Origin of the sequence: Achromobacter sp. ES-001 (assembly GCF_019448355.1) — a bacterium.
Lineage (GTDB): Bacteria > Pseudomonadota > Gammaproteobacteria > Burkholderiales > Burkholderiaceae_B > Achromobacter > Achromobacter spanius_B.
In genome coordinates this window covers 4806905-4821825 of record NZ_CP079940.1, presented here as the reverse complement: position 1 = coordinate 4821825, position 14921 = coordinate 4806905, and the positions used below count along the sequence as shown (strand labels likewise).

General features: G+C 59.1%; 14 protein-coding genes. 12 read left to right on the top strand and 2 right to left on the bottom strand.

The genetic code is table 11. The annotated features are described in order from the left end of the window. Nucleotides 1-2: 2 nt before the first annotated feature. From KYT87_RS21865 to KYT87_RS21855, 3 genes are read left to right on the top strand one after another with little or no spacing between them, the layout of a single operon-like run. A complete protein-coding gene (locus tag KYT87_RS21865; protein ID WP_219990834.1) occupies nucleotides 3-1916 on the top strand; it encodes a hypothetical protein in 1914 nt (637 codons plus the stop codon). Continuing rightward, entirely contained in the window at nucleotides 1913-3883 is a 1971-nt protein-coding gene (locus KYT87_RS21860) for a DEAD/DEAH box helicase (RefSeq protein ID WP_063589060.1), read from the top strand. Before KYT87_RS21865 ends, KYT87_RS21860 begins: the two co-directional genes overlap by 4 nt. Further along, the gene (locus tag KYT87_RS21855; protein ID WP_063589061.1) at nucleotides 3880-4368 is read left to right on the top strand and encodes a hypothetical protein; all 489 of its coding nucleotides are present in this window, start codon (nucleotides 3880-3882) and stop codon (nucleotides 4366-4368) included. Before KYT87_RS21860 ends, KYT87_RS21855 begins: the two co-directional genes overlap by 4 nt. Before the next feature lie 598 nt (nucleotides 4369-4966). Here KYT87_RS21855 and KYT87_RS21850 read toward each other — a convergent pair. Continuing rightward, a complete protein-coding gene (locus KYT87_RS21850; RefSeq protein WP_175154767.1) occupies nucleotides 4967-6100 on the bottom strand; it encodes a toprim domain-containing protein in 1134 nt (377 codons plus the stop codon). A gap of 161 nt (nucleotides 6101-6261) precedes the next feature. Here KYT87_RS21850 and KYT87_RS21845 point away from each other — a divergent pair, with 161 nt between their 5' ends. The 6 genes from KYT87_RS21845 (at nucleotide 6262) to KYT87_RS21820 (ending at nucleotide 10240) form a co-directional block, all read left to right on the top strand. Continuing rightward, on the top strand, nucleotides 6262-7011 hold the full coding sequence (locus tag KYT87_RS21845) for a DsbC family protein (RefSeq protein WP_063589063.1): 750 nt from the start codon (nucleotides 6262-6264) through the stop codon (nucleotides 7009-7011). Between the two features lie 75 nt (nucleotides 7012-7086). Then, on the top strand, nucleotides 7087-7314 hold the full coding sequence (locus tag KYT87_RS21840; RefSeq protein WP_063589064.1) for a hypothetical protein: 228 nt from the start codon (nucleotides 7087-7089) through the stop codon (nucleotides 7312-7314). 1238 nt (nucleotides 7315-8552) lie between these two features. Then, nucleotides 8553-8984: a hypothetical protein gene (locus KYT87_RS21835; RefSeq protein WP_063589211.1), complete on the top strand. Its 432-nt coding sequence runs from the start codon at nucleotides 8553-8555 to the stop codon at nucleotides 8982-8984. Beyond that, nucleotides 8948-9235 (top strand): DUF3717 domain-containing protein, encoded by a 288-nt coding sequence (locus KYT87_RS30080; RefSeq protein WP_370638725.1) that lies wholly within the window; start codon nucleotides 8948-8950, stop codon nucleotides 9233-9235. The genes KYT87_RS21835 and KYT87_RS30080 overlap by 37 nt, the downstream gene beginning before the upstream one ends. Further along, the gene (locus KYT87_RS30075) at nucleotides 9228-9761 is read left to right on the top strand and encodes an NERD domain-containing protein (protein WP_156517930.1); all 534 of its coding nucleotides are present in this window, start codon (nucleotides 9228-9230) and stop codon (nucleotides 9759-9761) included. Before KYT87_RS30080 ends, KYT87_RS30075 begins: the two co-directional genes overlap by 8 nt. Next, nucleotides 9743-10240 carry a phage antirepressor KilAC domain-containing protein gene (locus tag KYT87_RS21820; RefSeq protein ID WP_172802444.1) on the top strand — a complete coding sequence of 166 codons (498 nt, stop codon included), beginning with the start codon at nucleotides 9743-9745 and terminating at the stop codon, nucleotides 10238-10240. Before KYT87_RS30075 ends, KYT87_RS21820 begins: the two co-directional genes overlap by 19 nt. A gap of 1248 nt (nucleotides 10241-11488) precedes the next feature. Here the strand turns inward: KYT87_RS21820 and KYT87_RS21815 are convergent. Then, complete coding sequence (locus tag KYT87_RS21815) at nucleotides 11489-12010, bottom strand: hypothetical protein (RefSeq protein WP_063589215.1); 522 nt, start codon at nucleotides 12008-12010, stop codon at nucleotides 11489-11491. Between the two features lie 213 nt (nucleotides 12011-12223). Here KYT87_RS21815 and traW point away from each other — a divergent pair, with 213 nt between their 5' ends. From traW to trbC, 3 genes are all read left to right on the top strand, one after another. Then, a complete protein-coding gene (gene traW / locus KYT87_RS21810) occupies nucleotides 12224-12925 on the top strand; it encodes a type-F conjugative transfer system protein TraW (RefSeq protein ID WP_238874823.1) in 702 nt (233 codons plus the stop codon). Between the two features lie 62 nt (nucleotides 12926-12987). Further along, entirely contained in the window at nucleotides 12988-13974 is a 987-nt protein-coding gene (locus tag KYT87_RS21805; RefSeq protein ID WP_238874824.1) for a TraU family protein, read from the top strand. Between the two features lie 152 nt (nucleotides 13975-14126). Then, nucleotides 14127-14879 carry a type-F conjugative transfer system pilin assembly protein TrbC gene (gene trbC / locus KYT87_RS21800; RefSeq protein ID WP_082886934.1) on the top strand — a complete coding sequence of 251 codons (753 nt, stop codon included), beginning with the start codon at nucleotides 14127-14129 and terminating at the stop codon, nucleotides 14877-14879. The last annotated feature ends 42 nt before the right edge of the window (nucleotides 14880-14921 follow it).

Sequence of the window (14921 nt, the reverse complement as noted above, 5' to 3'; positions counted from 1 at the left end):
CTATGGCCCTTGGCGCAAATAACAAACTTCCTTTACGCGTTGCGCGCGTAACGCTGTTCTGGTGGGTCATGCTCACCATCGCCGAATTCGGAGACAACCCCCTAGGAGTGCTTTCCTACCTCGCCACAGAGGAATTTGACTGGCGGACTTCGCTGCTCGTCGTCCTCGCGTCGTCGGCGACTGTCGCGGCCGCAATTTTCGTCCGGCGGGAGCTGGCCCGGTCTCGTATCCAGCCCACGGCACTATTGGGAATTGAGTGCTCGATCGGCGAAGTCCCAACCTCTTTCAATGCTCTACCGAGAATCCGAGACCCGCGAAAAGAACGGTTAGCGCTGCCTCCGGCGCTGGATATGTGGATTGCGCAGGCGAAAGCCACCTGGCCGGCACACCATAACCTCCTTTTGGCGGTATGGGACACATACTGCGCGCACAAGCACTACCCAGCGTCGCATCGACGTGGCGGACATGCATCCCGGCGGCTACACGAGCATTGCGCGGCAGTAGCCGTCAAGGCGTTGGAACTCGCGCCAGGCTTCGAGTATTCCGGCGTGTATGTAAAAGCGCGTCGTCGAAAGACGTTCAAGGTCTTGGATAAGAAAGACCCCGCCTACAAGCTCTTGCCGCAAGACCCGCTCATTGCTGTTATAGGAATGGCGCATGACATCGGCAAGCTTCTCGTGTATCGAGTCTCCGCGCAGGGCGATATCGTCGCCAACGCGGAGGAAGCTGGAAACACCAGCCATGATGATGACAAAGGCGTGGTGCATGACGTGCTTGCACCGCGGTTACTGTCCAGGATGCCGGAGTACTGGGAACTACCAGACCACGATCGCGAAGCGCTGAGCGTTGCGCTGGCTCATTACCATCATCCGAGTGACTTCCCTATCGACAAGTACGGCCTTCCGGTCGATGACCGTGCTGCCGCGCTAATGGGAATTCTGGTAGCTGCTGATCGGGCCGTGGGCGCCGAAGAGACCGGCGTTAGCGCAAGCCAAGATCAGGAGGTCGACGATTATGACGCGGACCAAGTATGGGAGGCGCTAGTCTCGGTTCTTTGCGAGCCAGGTCGAATCAACGGCACGGGAGACCCGGAGAAAGATGCATCCATACGGATTGGCCAGAAACACGAGGGAAAGATCTACATCCGCGAACATGACTTGCGGAATCTGGTTCTCAAAAAGCTTGGTGAGACCATCTCTAGCGGGCCTGACCGGTACAAAATCACTTGCGCGATCCTGGCCGCCCTCTATGACCGAGGCCTTTTGTATGCCGAGCATCGGAGCGTGTCTTTCTCGCCGCACCTCCCAATGTATAGCGTTGGGCTCTACCACGGGAAGACAACAAAGCACATTACAGATTTCGCGCCAGCCATTGTCATGCATTCGCCGCCACCGACGATGGCCGAGCTGGGACGACTGACCTACTTAGCCGACCACGTCGCCACAGCTGTGATAAAGGCCGCGTCGTTCTACCACCTGCCTGTGCCGCCATCAGAATCCTGGATCCATGAGAAGAACGCCGCTGCGTTCGGGGCACCGGCTGGTCCGAGCGCTGACTGCCCAACAGAGGATGGCGCAACTGACAAATTGACACCGCCGCAAGAGTCCGAATCCGGGGCCGCGCGGCCAAGTGATCTCGATGCGCAGCGAGCGCTCGCCGATGCCATGGCCGACATCGAGGAGGAGGCGGAGGAAGAGGCGTTGCTCCAGTTTGTCGCCGAAGAAGAGGCGTCAGGGAAGTCCAAGAAGGCTGGCACATCCAAGCCTGGGCGTCGTCCGCTTGGCCTAGCTGCGCTTGATCCGACAGCGTCGGCGGACATGAGCCGAGTCGTCATGCATGCCCTGGAAGCCCAGCAGCGTCGCAAGAAGGCGGCCGTCGAAACGGGCCAACGCCCAACCACACAGGAGGCCGAATGAACGCGACTGCGGTTAATCACATTGACGCTCTCTGGAAGTCTTTGGCCAAAGCGGGGGTCGATTCCCGAGAAGCAGCATTGCTCATCGCGCCGGCCGGATATCACGACTACAGGCAGCCATCCACCATCTTGCCTGTGGCAAACCAAGGCAGCGAGTCATATGTCTTGGTGGCCTGCATCTCCATTGTCTTCATGACCCAGGGCGGGCGGCCTGTCGACCGGGAAAGCATGGAAGCGGCGCGAGTGTTCGTAAGGGCTTCGGACTCGGCCGGTAGCGAGGCAGATTTCCACTGCTACGGTGATATGGCGAATTGGCGGACAGTGATGCCGGGCGACGATATCTTCGTTGCAGGTGTACTGAGGTCGTCGCATGGGCGCGCTTCCATGGTCAATCCCTCATTTATCGCTGCGGACGCAAGAGGGGGCGTACGGCCGTTCTATCGAGGAAAACAGGGGGTGTTAGGAGGTGACAAGATTCGGGCGGCGGTGCATAGCGTTGGCCCAGACGGAATCCCGGGGGCGGTCGCCCTCCTGTCGCAGCGAACAGGCATGGATGCCGACGCCATACGGGCGACGATTGACATGCCTGCGGAGAGCCTGATCAGGCAACTACACTGGCCCGATTCCCTCGCCGACGCCACCCAATCGTTGGCCGCAGCACGCGCCTTATCCCTCGCAGCGATTGCCTGGAAGGTTGGCGCGAACCGTGAACGCACCAATCAGCCGAAATCTCGAATTGTCTTGACTGTGGAAAGACTGGCCGAGTTGATAAAGATGGTGCCCTATCCAATGACGAAGGACCAGCGGAGGGCGGTAAAGCACATCATGGACGATTTGAGTTCGAACTTGGCTATGGCGCGGCTGCTGTCGGGCGATGTGGGGACAGGCAAGACTGCGGTGTATCTGGTTATCGCCGCAGCTGCCAGCGAGGTTGGCGCCCGCGTGGCAATCGTGTGTCCGAGTCGCCCCTTGGCCGCCCAGGTCCACTCCGAGTGCGTTGCATTCTTTCCGCACATTAAGGCGGTGTGCATGATCGCTGGCGCCAAGCCCAAGGACGTGGATGACGCGTTGGTGATCGGGACGACTGCGATCATCTCATGGGCAAAGAAGGGCGACAGAGCGTTCGACCTCGTGATTGTTGACGAACAGCAGAAGTTCTCGACGGCTCAGCGTGCCGCCTTGGTCGGTCCGTCCACAAATCTACTGGAAGTCACTGCGACGGCAATTCCTCGCACCGTGGCGCTGGTAGGGTTGGCGGGGATGGACGTGTCGGAGTTGCGAGAGGTTCCTGTCACCAAGCTTGTCCGAACGCGACTGGTGGAGAGGGAAAAGGCCCAACAGCTATCAGCGTTTGTAAAGGACTTGATTGCTAAGGGCGGCCAGGCTGCGTTGATCTACCCATTGGTGGACGGAGACGACGACCAGGCAAGCGGCACCTCGGCGTTCCGTAGGTTTCCCGCACATTTCAGCGACCGCGTTGGATTCGTGCACGGGAGAATGAAGGACGAGGAGAAGGATGAGGTTCTCAAACGGATGAGAGAGAAAGAGATCGATCTGCTCGTCAGTACAACGCTTATTGAAGTCGGGGTGACGCTGCCGTCGCTGGTTTGTATGGTCGTGGTTCATCCCGAACGATTCGGCGTCACACAGTTGCACCAGTTGCGGGGGCGTCTCGCTCGCACTGGCGGAAAAGGCTACTTTTTCATGCTTCTGGACGGCGAGCTTAAACAGGCGAGCCTTGACAGGCTCCGTCTGCTTGAAGAGTGCGCCGACGGGTTCAGCCTAGCGGTTCGCGATGCTGCGATGCGCGGGCCAGGGGATGTGTTCCATGACCTGGGGGCGCAGAGCGGTGCGACTCGATCGCTCTTCATGGGGATAGAGCTTACGTACGCAGATCTGGAGCATGCCGCTCTACGGGCCCTTGCCTTCGAGGCGGAGAGTCGAATTGCCGTTCAGGGGGAGCAATGACGGACATTGTCAACTTCGATGTCGCGACATGGGAGGCGCGTTGTGCATCACTCCAGGCGATGGCCCACGCCGGGTGCGGACTGAGCTATGACCTGTACCAGCAACGATTCAGTGCAGCCGTCGAAGAGGACATCGTTGGGCTTCCTGGCGAAATGAAGTCGCTCGCGATTTCTATCGCCGTGCCCTTCGGCTACCTTACGGCAGGGGAGTTGGCACAGGTTCAGATTGAACTGGCTGAGTGTGGCTATTGCACACACGGAATTGACCCGGACTGCTGCCCTTTGGGTTGCGGTGATATCGATCGCGGCGACTATGAAGAGCCTTGGGAGGGGCCTCATCCAGACGTCGACGAGTTTGACCTGCTACTGGAAGAGGTCCTCTGCGAGCTCCGCCTTGTCGCCGAACGGTTCGACCGGAAGCTGGCGGATGCGTTGGCACCGCTAAAAGGACGAGGTATCGCCTCATCTGATCTTCACGCGCGGTGAGTGGGCCGGCCCGGGTAAAAAAAAACCCTATTCCAAATGGAATAGGGTTTGCTGGCTTATACGCGATACAGCACCGGTCTCGGAACTACGGAGGATCGGGGCTTATCTGCCGGCCAAAGCTTGTGCGCAATGGTCACGTCGTCGATCTTTACCCTCCCGTCAGTACTCACACGCCTCCGTACCGGGGGCGCAGTGTACATGCCAGGAACAGGCACCCAAGGGTGTGTGCCTCGTTTGCCTGGGCGTTTGATCAGCGGTCGAAGCCACAAAAGCGACTTTCCTGAGATGGACACTACCTGGTAGTAATCCACGTCTGTCGTCGATCTTCCCCAAACAGCCTGGTAGATGTCGCCGACTTGGTTCGAAGTCGCATGCTCCAGCTTTGCGGCGACAGCCTTTGCCTTGCGTTCCATTTCCTCGACATAGGCGTCGACGTCAAGACGCATTGCTTCGGCGCTTTGGTACGCGCGGTGAAAGTCAGGCTTTCTCTTTCGCCCTGAGAAGGCGATTGCGGCCTGATGGTCTCTCCGCACGTAGACCGCATAGCCAACCCTAACGTCAAATCGGAATTTGGCATAGTCGGCTGGCATGTTGCTCACTATCGGGTACTGGGTTCGCCGCATGATGAGTTCCTTTGCTGCTGTTGCAGCTGAGACAACTTCCATTGGAGAAAGCCATTTACATCCCAGTCTTCTTCCGGTGTGACCGACGTGAACGGCTCGGGATAAGTGAGCACGCTCACATTGGCCCCGACGTCAGTCATGACCTTCAGAAGGCCGTTGGCCTTATGCACAGCTCGCTGGCCAGCTTCATCACCGTCTACAGCCAGAAGGACTGACTTCCCCGAAAGGTTCTTGAACCACTCAGGACGCCAACGGCCCGCGCCCGGAACGCCAATGACGTTCTTCTTCGTGCCCAAAACAATCGACGACAGCAAGTCGATTGGACCCTCAACGATGGTGTAGTCGTTCGAGCCTTCGTTCGCCCAAAAATAGGGAAACATGGGACCGTAGAAAAGCAGCTTCACCTCCTCTGCGCTCTGGGGCTTCCGAATCAATCGGAACTCAGCGGAGCGCGCGTTATGGGTGAAGCAGGCCAGCGGCCGATAGCAGATAGCTGGGACCTTGGAGTCAGGTCTCAACATTCCGCTCTTGACCAGGAGTTCGTGCCCGACAACGTCGAACAACCATTCCTTCGCACGTGCCGGATTACCCGGCAATGTGGCCAGCACACCTCGCTTGATCGCTTCCTTGGCTACATCAGCGGTGATGCCGCGGCCGGCAAGGTACTCCATCACTCGACCGTCCGGAGGCAACTTGCTCCCCCGAATATGCGCGAATACCTCGCGCAAAGCGGCCTCATCGCGTGGAGTCTCCTTGGATTTGGCCTCGGTTGCGCGGATGTGCCACTTGCGAATGGTGCTACCCATCGAAGGTAGTCCACCCGCGAGTCGCCGCGCCGCTTCGGGTACCTCAAGCTGCCAATAGAAAGCCGCAGCGTCGATGACGTCACCGCCCTCTTCACAGCGAAAGCAATGCCAGCGGGTTTTTCCACCGGTTGTTTTGACACTCGTTCTAACCGACTCTGGAGGTCCTAGACCGCAAGCGGGGCACCCGGAGAACCTAATGGAGTCCGAGTGCATCGCTTTCGCCTTCAGTCCCATCACCTGTTCGAAGAACGCGGCAACAGGGAGCTTTCGCTTAAGTCCGTCGAAATCGACCGTTTCACTCATGATTCCCACTCCTATGTGCTCGCCGTGGCGAGTAATGACCTATTGCGGCGAGGTGACGCACATCGTCCGGTGGCGTGCAAAAATTGACATGATGGGGTATGGATAAAATACGCTCATCGCAATAATATTGCTAAATGTCTATTACTCCATAGGAACAGGACGTGGGAAAACGATTTGGACTTCGCGCGAGCATCACGCTCGTTGCTTCTCTACTCGGGGGCGCCGCAGCTGCGTCGCCCGCTGCTGACCAGGTGCGCGCGACGCTGGAAGCCAAGTACCCGGGTTCCCCGCTCGGCACCGTGACGGAATCGCCCGTGCCCGGAATATTCGAGGTCGTGTGGGGCAAGAATCTCGTGTACGTGGAGCAGACCGGCCGCTACTTCCTTTTCGGGAATCTCTATGACATGGTGGGCCGTGCAGATCTCACGTCGCCCCGTCGGGCTGAGCTGATGAAGGTGGCGATGGATACGCTGCCGATGCAGGATGCGTTCGCTCGCGTGATCGGGAACGGCGAGAGAAAGGTCGCACTTTTCACCGATCCGGATTGCCCGTATTGCCAGCGCCTGGAACAGGCGTTCGCCCAGGTTGGAAACGTCACCATCTACACCTTCCTGTTTCCCCTGGACTCCCTTCACCCCAATGCGAACCTCGTGGCCCGGAAGATCTGGTGTGCAGGAGAGTCCCAGCGCGGGGCGGCCTATGACGCCTACATGGCTCGTGGCGCTCAGCCTGACAACGCCGGCCAGTGCGACAACCCCGTGGCGCGCAACGTGGAACTGGGTCGCAAGCTGAACATCCAGGGCACCCCGTATCTCATCGGAATGGACGGATCCACGAAGCCAGGCGCCTTGGCTCCGGCCGACCTCGATGCGTGGCTGAACGCGAGCAACCGGGTGAAGGCCGCACAGTAAAGCTGCTTTTCTCGTGCCGTCGCCCGCGGCTGCGGCACCGGAAAAGCAGTTTTTTTGTCAGCACTGGAGAGAGCTATGAACGCTGAATTGCCGATCACATTGCCTTCGGGACGCCGCGCCGTGTTCGTGGGTTACGGAACTCAAGCCACCCAACCGGACAATTGCCATCTCCGCCGGGAGGCCGTCGCAGTGTTCCATGGGGAAACGGGCCGAGAAGGCAAGCATGAGCGTCTGACGTTCACCAAGCGGTTCGCCGACGCGCATATCCTCAGCGCCGCGGTAGTGACCAACTCCGGCCAATAGCAGTAGAGGGCGCTCATATGACCATGGAAAGCCAACGCACAACATGCGGGCGGGCGGGAGGGCAGCAGACTTCCGATTGCGAGGTGTTGGCGGCACTCGCCTTTCTTGCCGGGTTCCAGGGTGGGGTCACTCTTGCGCCTACAGAGAGCGGAGAGTGGGAGGTTCGGCCGGTCAATCTGGCTGGAGACAACAACCAATATCCCGCCTACGGGAAGGGGGGGACGGTGGAAGTGGCCATTTTGCGTGCTCACGCTGCTCAAGCCGAAGCGGCTGGATTCTGCGTTCCGATTGGGGAGCCCGGAAGTGCTTAGCCCTCGCCGAGTGTTCACCCCGAGGGCTTCGAAAGCAGGGACCAACCTCGTTTGTCACTTGCTTGGAATGTCGGTTGAGCGCGCGCTTGAGCTTGCGGAGCAACTTCCCCCCGTCGGTGGCGGGACCGGCGCACTCGGCGGCGGAGGCGAAAAGTACCGCGCCCTTACGATACTAGCCCGGGAGGTTCGGGCGCTCGAAAATTCCCCGGTGGCTGCGAACATCCAGAAAGGTGCCTTCGCGCGGAGCGAAGTCGCGATGGCGGAGTTTGCCGCCGATGAACTGGTGGCGACCACTTTCTTGGTTCCCCAGTCGGTGCCAGATAAGTATGCGGCTCTTGCGGTGCTGAGTTCGGAGCTTCGTCGCTTGCGGGCACTGACTGGAGGCTCCGGACAATGAGACTCGTGGCTCGAAGCGGCTCGCTGCTCCCAATCGTCTCCCGTGACCTTCTTCGCAGGCTCTGGCCTGCATGCAGTGAACAGCTGCTTCCCATTTCGAGTGATGATGCAGCGCAGGCCATCGTGCTCGCCAATGCGGAGGGCTTCTGTTGGCATGTGGACGATCAGGATCTCAGTGCCACTGCTTCCCGACAGCTTGGCCTTTACCCGTTGCAGACCGCCGCGAGCCGGTTGGACCGAGGTGCGCTCGGTCGGGAGGGGCTAGTCGTGGATTGGTTGGGCGGCGCAGAGAAAAGCCTTGGCTGGTGGAAGTTCACGTTAACTGGCGAGTCGTGCTGACGGACAGAAGGAGAATAGGATGCCTGATCAAAAAGAGGGAGCTCAGCTTGTCGTGACCCCTGGGCGGCTCATCGAGTCGTCGCCGCGGCCTTTGCAACTTACCGCGCAGGTGAGGTTTGCGGCCGAGCGAGCGCGTGAAGTGTTTGTTCATCCCTCTCTTGCATGTCGTATTCGGGCTGGGAAAGCCCAAAAATGAGCAAGACTGGCATATGTGCGGAAGCGGTGATGGGACCATCCGAGGCGGACCTTGCTACCGCGATTCGACGCGTCAAGGATGCTTTCTATCCAATCGCGCAGGAACCCTTGGGGGAGACCTGCAAAGCTGCGATCTCACTTGCCTTGTCGTGGCTGAACGCCTACGAAGCTCAGGCGGAGCAGGGAAAGGAGGAGAACGTGCATGGGGTGATTTGCTCGACATATCAGTTGGAGGGCTACACCGACGCGCTAGAAAAGGCCGGGCTGCTTTCGCGCGAAGCGTTGTTTCGGCTGCGCGCAAGGGTATTTGCAGGCCACCAAGCTGCGATCGACGCCATTGCGGAAAAGTACCAGCTTCAGGAGGTGGAGGTTAAGACGATCTTTTCCCCTTCATGGGAACGAATTTCAAGTGGGTCCAAGCTCCACTAGCAGAGGCGATGATGCGCTCAATTGCAATCAGTGAACTGGAAGCGGTGATCAATGCGTGGCGGGAAGCCGACGAATCGAACGGCGTTACGCTGTCGGCTGAAGTCCGGACTCTGGCGGACATCTATGGGGCAGCCATATTCAATGGAGCGACCGTGATCGACCCCACCAGGTTGAGCGCTTCGGTCCGATCAGCAATGCGGGGTCCGATAGCGGCTGGAGGTCGGCGGAATATGGCGGAACACGATGACTGAGCTCCTGCCGGCGGGCCCCTGGGCTGCTCTCGCGGCTTTTGCCGCTCTGGTCTGCTGCTATGTCGTCATCGCACGAGCGGTGCGACGTAGGTACTACAGCTGGCGAGGCCGCAGAATCGAACGAGCAGCCGCGCGCAGGCTCACCATCAGGTTGCCACTTGGCTGGACGCTGACAAAGAACGTCCCCGTGCCGGGCCACGGAGATGCAGATATTCTTCTTACCGATGCGCATGGCCAACGGTGGGTCGTGGAAGTGAAGTCATACGAGAGCATTCGGCGCACGTCATGGCTGCTACGCCTTTTGGGTAGGCCTGAGGTGCGTCGCGCGTCGGGTAGGTTCTTTGAGCGAAATCCTATCGCGCAGGTTGTCGGGGTCGCGGACGCATGCCATGCGCGCCCGGTTCTCTGGTTGCCTTACGCGAAAGGACGCACATTCATCACGCGAAGTGGTGTGATCGTGGTACAGGGCTCCTCGCGACAACTTATGCGCGCGGTTGGCGGTTGCGCATGGTGGCAGTTCTCTTGAGGGTGATTCAGATGGAGCGTCTACTTTCAAAACAAGAAGTCTGCGAGGCGACAGGTCTCCAAGCCAAAGAGCTTGGAGACGCACTTCGGGACGAAACTTTTCCGGCGCCGACGCATCAAGCAAAGGGAACGCGCTACTGGACCGAATCAGCCGTCGCAGAATGGAAGCGACGGCGAGATCGCACCCCAAAAGAGCAGCGGGATTGCTTTGCCGTGGCGGAAGTGGCGGCGGAGCTTCAGATGAAGCAACTTGCGTTGTTTGCAACGCTAAGAGCGCACGGCCTTCTCATGGAATCCGCCGATCCATACCGTCACAACAGGCCTACCGAGGAGGGCTTTCACCGCGGATGGTTCTGGCGCGTGGAGCGTTACTTGCAGTCCGAACGGAAAATGGTTTTTCAGACCATGATTACGGCTGTCGGAAGACGTGAGATGTTGACTCTGGGACAGAAGTTGCTGCATGGCCTACCCACTGTCTGAAGACCGCGCTGTTTTCCTGTACTCGGCGTGGCTAATCAAGAGTACGCGTCATTCTGAGGAAATCATCAACCGGCTCCGAAGGATTCACTCGGAGAAAGCAATGCGGCTGATCCTGGCGTACGCACAGATCATGGGTGAGCTGTGTCGGCCTGTGACGCGGAATGAGGCCATGCGGATTGCCGACCTGCGCGTGTGTGTCCAGTTGGCGTGGCCTACGTTAGACACGCTGGGATGGTCTGATGGGTCTCTGCCAGACGAAGTGATGCCGACGAGAGGCGCTAACTGATTCAAAACAGGTCCGAACGGAATCCGAGTTCAAGATGAAAGAAGAATGTGAACTGCTATTTAGTGGGGACGCGCCGCTCGCAAAATTGACGATCGCACAAACGCAGGCAATAGCGGAGTGGCGGCGCACGTGCAGAGTTGCGGTAAATCCGATATCGACACCAGGGCAAGGATTTGGTTTCTATGCGCATAGGGTAAGGGACAGTGGTAGCCTCGGGCTGGCTATTACCGGCCCGTGCGCGACCGAAAACGGCGCATGGGTCCTGGCCGCTTTTCGACTAGCTCGCATAAAGCTCGGAGGTCTGATCCTCACTTCTCGTGAGTTCGGATCCAGATGGCAAGCGAACACGCTTCGCTTGGACGGTTCGCTTGGCGTCCTAGAGTGGCGGTCGAGGCTGGAGATTCGATGGCTAGGCAGTGCCTATATCGTTGTATCTGTGGATCGCCGGTACTTGGAGGGGGAAGTGCCGCGGGATGTGGAGCAACGTGTCGTCGCGACAGAGCTGTCCACGGTTTCCTCCGCTGCCGAGTTCGTGGTCCGATACATTGCGGATTTCGAGGGTGCGGCCGCCGATGATCGAGACGCCGCATTGGAGTCTCAATCGAGTTAATGATTGTCGGGCTCTCCAGTCCTACGCCTGCCGGACAAAAAAAATGAGGCCTCTTCGTAATGAAGAGGCCTCAACTAGCGGGATCAATGGAGATCCAACTCGTACTGCGTCGCGGAGCACTGAGCGGTGCCCGAAGATGCAGAGTCTCGTGCGATTGAAGCACTCTCGCGAATGAGCCTTGCGAGGCTGTCGATGTAATTCGCGTCGTCCTCGGAGTGCATAACGTGTACCCAATCTGGACGCTCTCGGGCGACAAGACGCCGAGTGCGGCTGATCGGAAGAACAAAGCCGCGATCGTCGATGATCACCTCGCGAGGACGATTGGTGGGGCGATGGAATAGATCTATCGCTCTCATTGCAGGGTCTCTGCTTGGGCCACAAGATGGCTCTTGTACGTGTCCACCACCAGGTCCAGATAGGGCGACAGTGGGGCAAGCAAAAGCTGGAGGCGTCCTTCAGAGTAAGAAAGGAGCAGGTTCTTGGCCCTGTTCAGCCAAACCCCCAGGTGCGGTTGAAGCGGAATTCCTTCAACCGCCTCCCAGTCTCCATGCACGTGTACCAGGCGACCCTGAAACGAAAGAGCATCTCCGAACCGGAGCAGATTGACGTGGAGATCAAGGACGCGCATAGCGTCTTCGTCTCGGTACTCCGCAGCGATGCGGTGATACACGTCGGACGGTTCGACCTCCGTCCTGACGTACGCCGTCGCGTAGGTGAACACAGACACCATGTCCGCGTAACCGAGCTGCATTAAAGCGAGCTCTATCGCGTCGTCCATCAAATGCGGGTCGCTGCTGGCCTGTTGAACCAAGCCGGGCAGCGCCTGCGTGAACAGACCTTTTACCGCGTTGTGAATCAATTTCGATTGTGACATGCCGACTCTCCCGTACTGGGTGGGCGAGGTACGCCCGATACGACCCAGTAGTGGCAGGTGGTACTCATTCGGCGGTGTCATCATGCGAACATGAGTCCTGCAAAAAAGCGACATCGTACGGTGCAATAAAAACACACAGAATGGTATAACGCAGAGCTGTGGGCCGCCTTCAAGACGAAGCGCGCCAAAACCTTTAACAGGCAGCTGACCGTTATGGATGACAAAAGCGCAGCACTATGCGCAATCGGTATGCCGCGATGGCGCTCAACGGCGCTCTACGCAATTGCGGCTCTTCTCACTCTATCGATCGCTTCCAGTGCATTTGCCGACGACCTTGGGAACTATGGCAGATCATGGGAGATCGAGGAGCAAGACGGGGTCGAGCAGATGAAGGACAAGCTCCGCGAAATGGAGCGGACTGGTGAGTTGAAACGGCGTCAAGAGCAGTACCGGGACGAGTACATAGACAGCATCGAGAATCCGGCTCCCATCCCGGGTATCTCCACGGCGGCCGAGGATCGAGTGCGCACGTTCGATCCGACGAAAACATTCTCCGAAACTGTCTACGACGAAAACGGGGCCATCATGGTTCCGGCAGGGGTCTCGGTCAATCCGCTGGACTTCGCGACGTGGTCCAAGCGGCTTCTCTTTATAGACGCACGTGACGACCGGCAAGTGGAGCTAGCGCGTATACACCGCGAGGCCGCGCCGGCTGACAAGGTGATTCTTGTGGGGGGATCGTACATGGAGCTCATGCGCAAGTGGGGCACTCGCGTCTATTTCGATCTGGGCGGCGCTGTCACGACGCGGTTTGGAATCGACCGCGTTCCCGCGTTGGTGTCGCAGCAAGGAAAGGTGCTGGAGATTCGCGAAATTGGAATGCCGCCTGCCGAGGCCGATGAGGTGGGCAAATGAGTAGCCAATTCCGAAGGGCGGCCAGGCGTGCCGTTTTCGCGGCAGCCCTCGCTTGTAGCGCCTTGTCCGCCAACGCGGACTCTCTGACCTGCGAAGGGGAGTTTCCAAATCCGATTACCGCCTACTGCTGGTCATGCGTGTATCCGATTCGGCTCTTTGGGCAGGACCTTCTTAAGCGCGGCGGTGAGGACTTCGACACGGGCTTCAACAACGCGTTCTGCTTCTGCAAGAGTCCGCCTCAGGTGGGAGTGCCCACGTCGTTCTGGGAGATGGTCTACATGACCGACGTCACGACCGTTCCTTGGTGTTTTCCTCTGCTCGGAGGAGTAAGACTGAACGCGGGCATCAACGACAACAAAGTTGGTATGACCAGCCACAAGGAAACCGCGGGAATCGGCCCGTTGTCGCGCTCGACGTTCCGTTGGGTGCATGGCTACACGAACCCGCTGATGTACGTCCTCGATGTCCTACTGGACGCGGGGTGCCTCACCAAAGGAAGCATCAGCCCGGCGTGGCCGGCTGAAGTGGACCCAGCCTATGACGACTGGGAGCTTTCGACCACGATGAATCCGATTTCCTTCGCTGTAGCGAATATGGCGGGTATAGCCGCTGGCACAGTTGATGCGGTCGCCGCGCTGGTGGACTTTCCGAGACCGGAGCTTTTTTGGACTGCGGGCGCATGGGGCAGCATATATCCCTATACCGGCTGGGTGTATCCGCACGTCAGCAACGACGCGACGTCGCGGCTGCTGAGCACCAGGATGCTGGCGTGGCAGCACGAGTTCAAATCCATGGCCGCGCACTATGGCGAGGACGCTTCCTGCTCGCAGGCCGGGTACTGGCAGCCAATCATGGATAAGCGCCAATACAAGTTCCAGAGACTATGGCCTGTGCCGCAAACGAAAAAGATCGATGGCACTTGCTGCGGCCCCATCGGGAGATCCACGCTCCTCGCCGAGGAGGGGGTCGAAGTGCCGAGCGGGAAGTATCGCGATTTCGGTTATGGAATTTTTCGGAAACGGGACTGCTGCTCGGGCGCCTGGCCGTGATGCGCAGGGCTGATCCGTCATACCTATTCGATTTCTCTTGAGCGAGTGAAAAAGTGATTGGACACAAATTCGCGCCGAGCGCCGGCCTGGCTATAGCCTTATTGCTGCACGTGGGCGCAGGAGCGCAGGTTCTGGGCTCGGTGCCAGAGGACATGCCGGCGATTCAACTTCAAATGCCGGGTGCGGCGGATATGAATGCCACAACGGAAAGCTTCCGTCGCGCTACGCAAGAAGCACTGCGACAGGAAGGGACCAAGATCGCGCCATCTTTGAAGAATTTCGATGCTCCTGCGTCAGCAGCGGAACGTCAGCGTTATCGATCCGATGTCGAGGAGGCGCGGGCGCGAGTGCAGGGCCTCGACAAAGCTATCGCAGATTTCGAACGGGCCCAAGGCAGGGCGATGGGGATGGCACAAGGTGGAGGCGGCCATGGTGCTGTACCCGAGAATGCCCTCATTGTCTTTGTGTCGTTCTCGATGCCCGAAAGCGTTTTGGAGAATCTGGCCGCCCAGGCAAAGGAAGCTGGAGCGACACTCGTGCTGCGAGGCATGAAGGAAAGCCGACTCTCCGCGACGCAGACGGCGGCGGCCAGCGTGAATCGCGCGGGTGCCACATGGGAGATTAATCCCAATCTGTTCTCCATGTTTAGTGTGACTGCCGTGCCGACTGTCGTGCTCACTGGGGCAGGCTCCGCTCTGGAGGAGGGTTGCCCGGAGGGTGCTTCGTCCTCCTGCTCACCTCGGAGCCTGTACGGCAAGGTGGAAGGCGATCTGTCCATCGTCGCAGCGCTCGACGTCATGCAACGGCGTAGCTCATCACCGGCAGTGGCGGACGCGGCCAGGACGTGGCGCTCCGCGATCCTGAAGCAGCGTGAAGCCGCGGCCGTGCCGGGAGGTCAGCGATGAAGACTTGTGCGCGAGCCTTCGTGTTGTCCGCGTTCGTCGCTG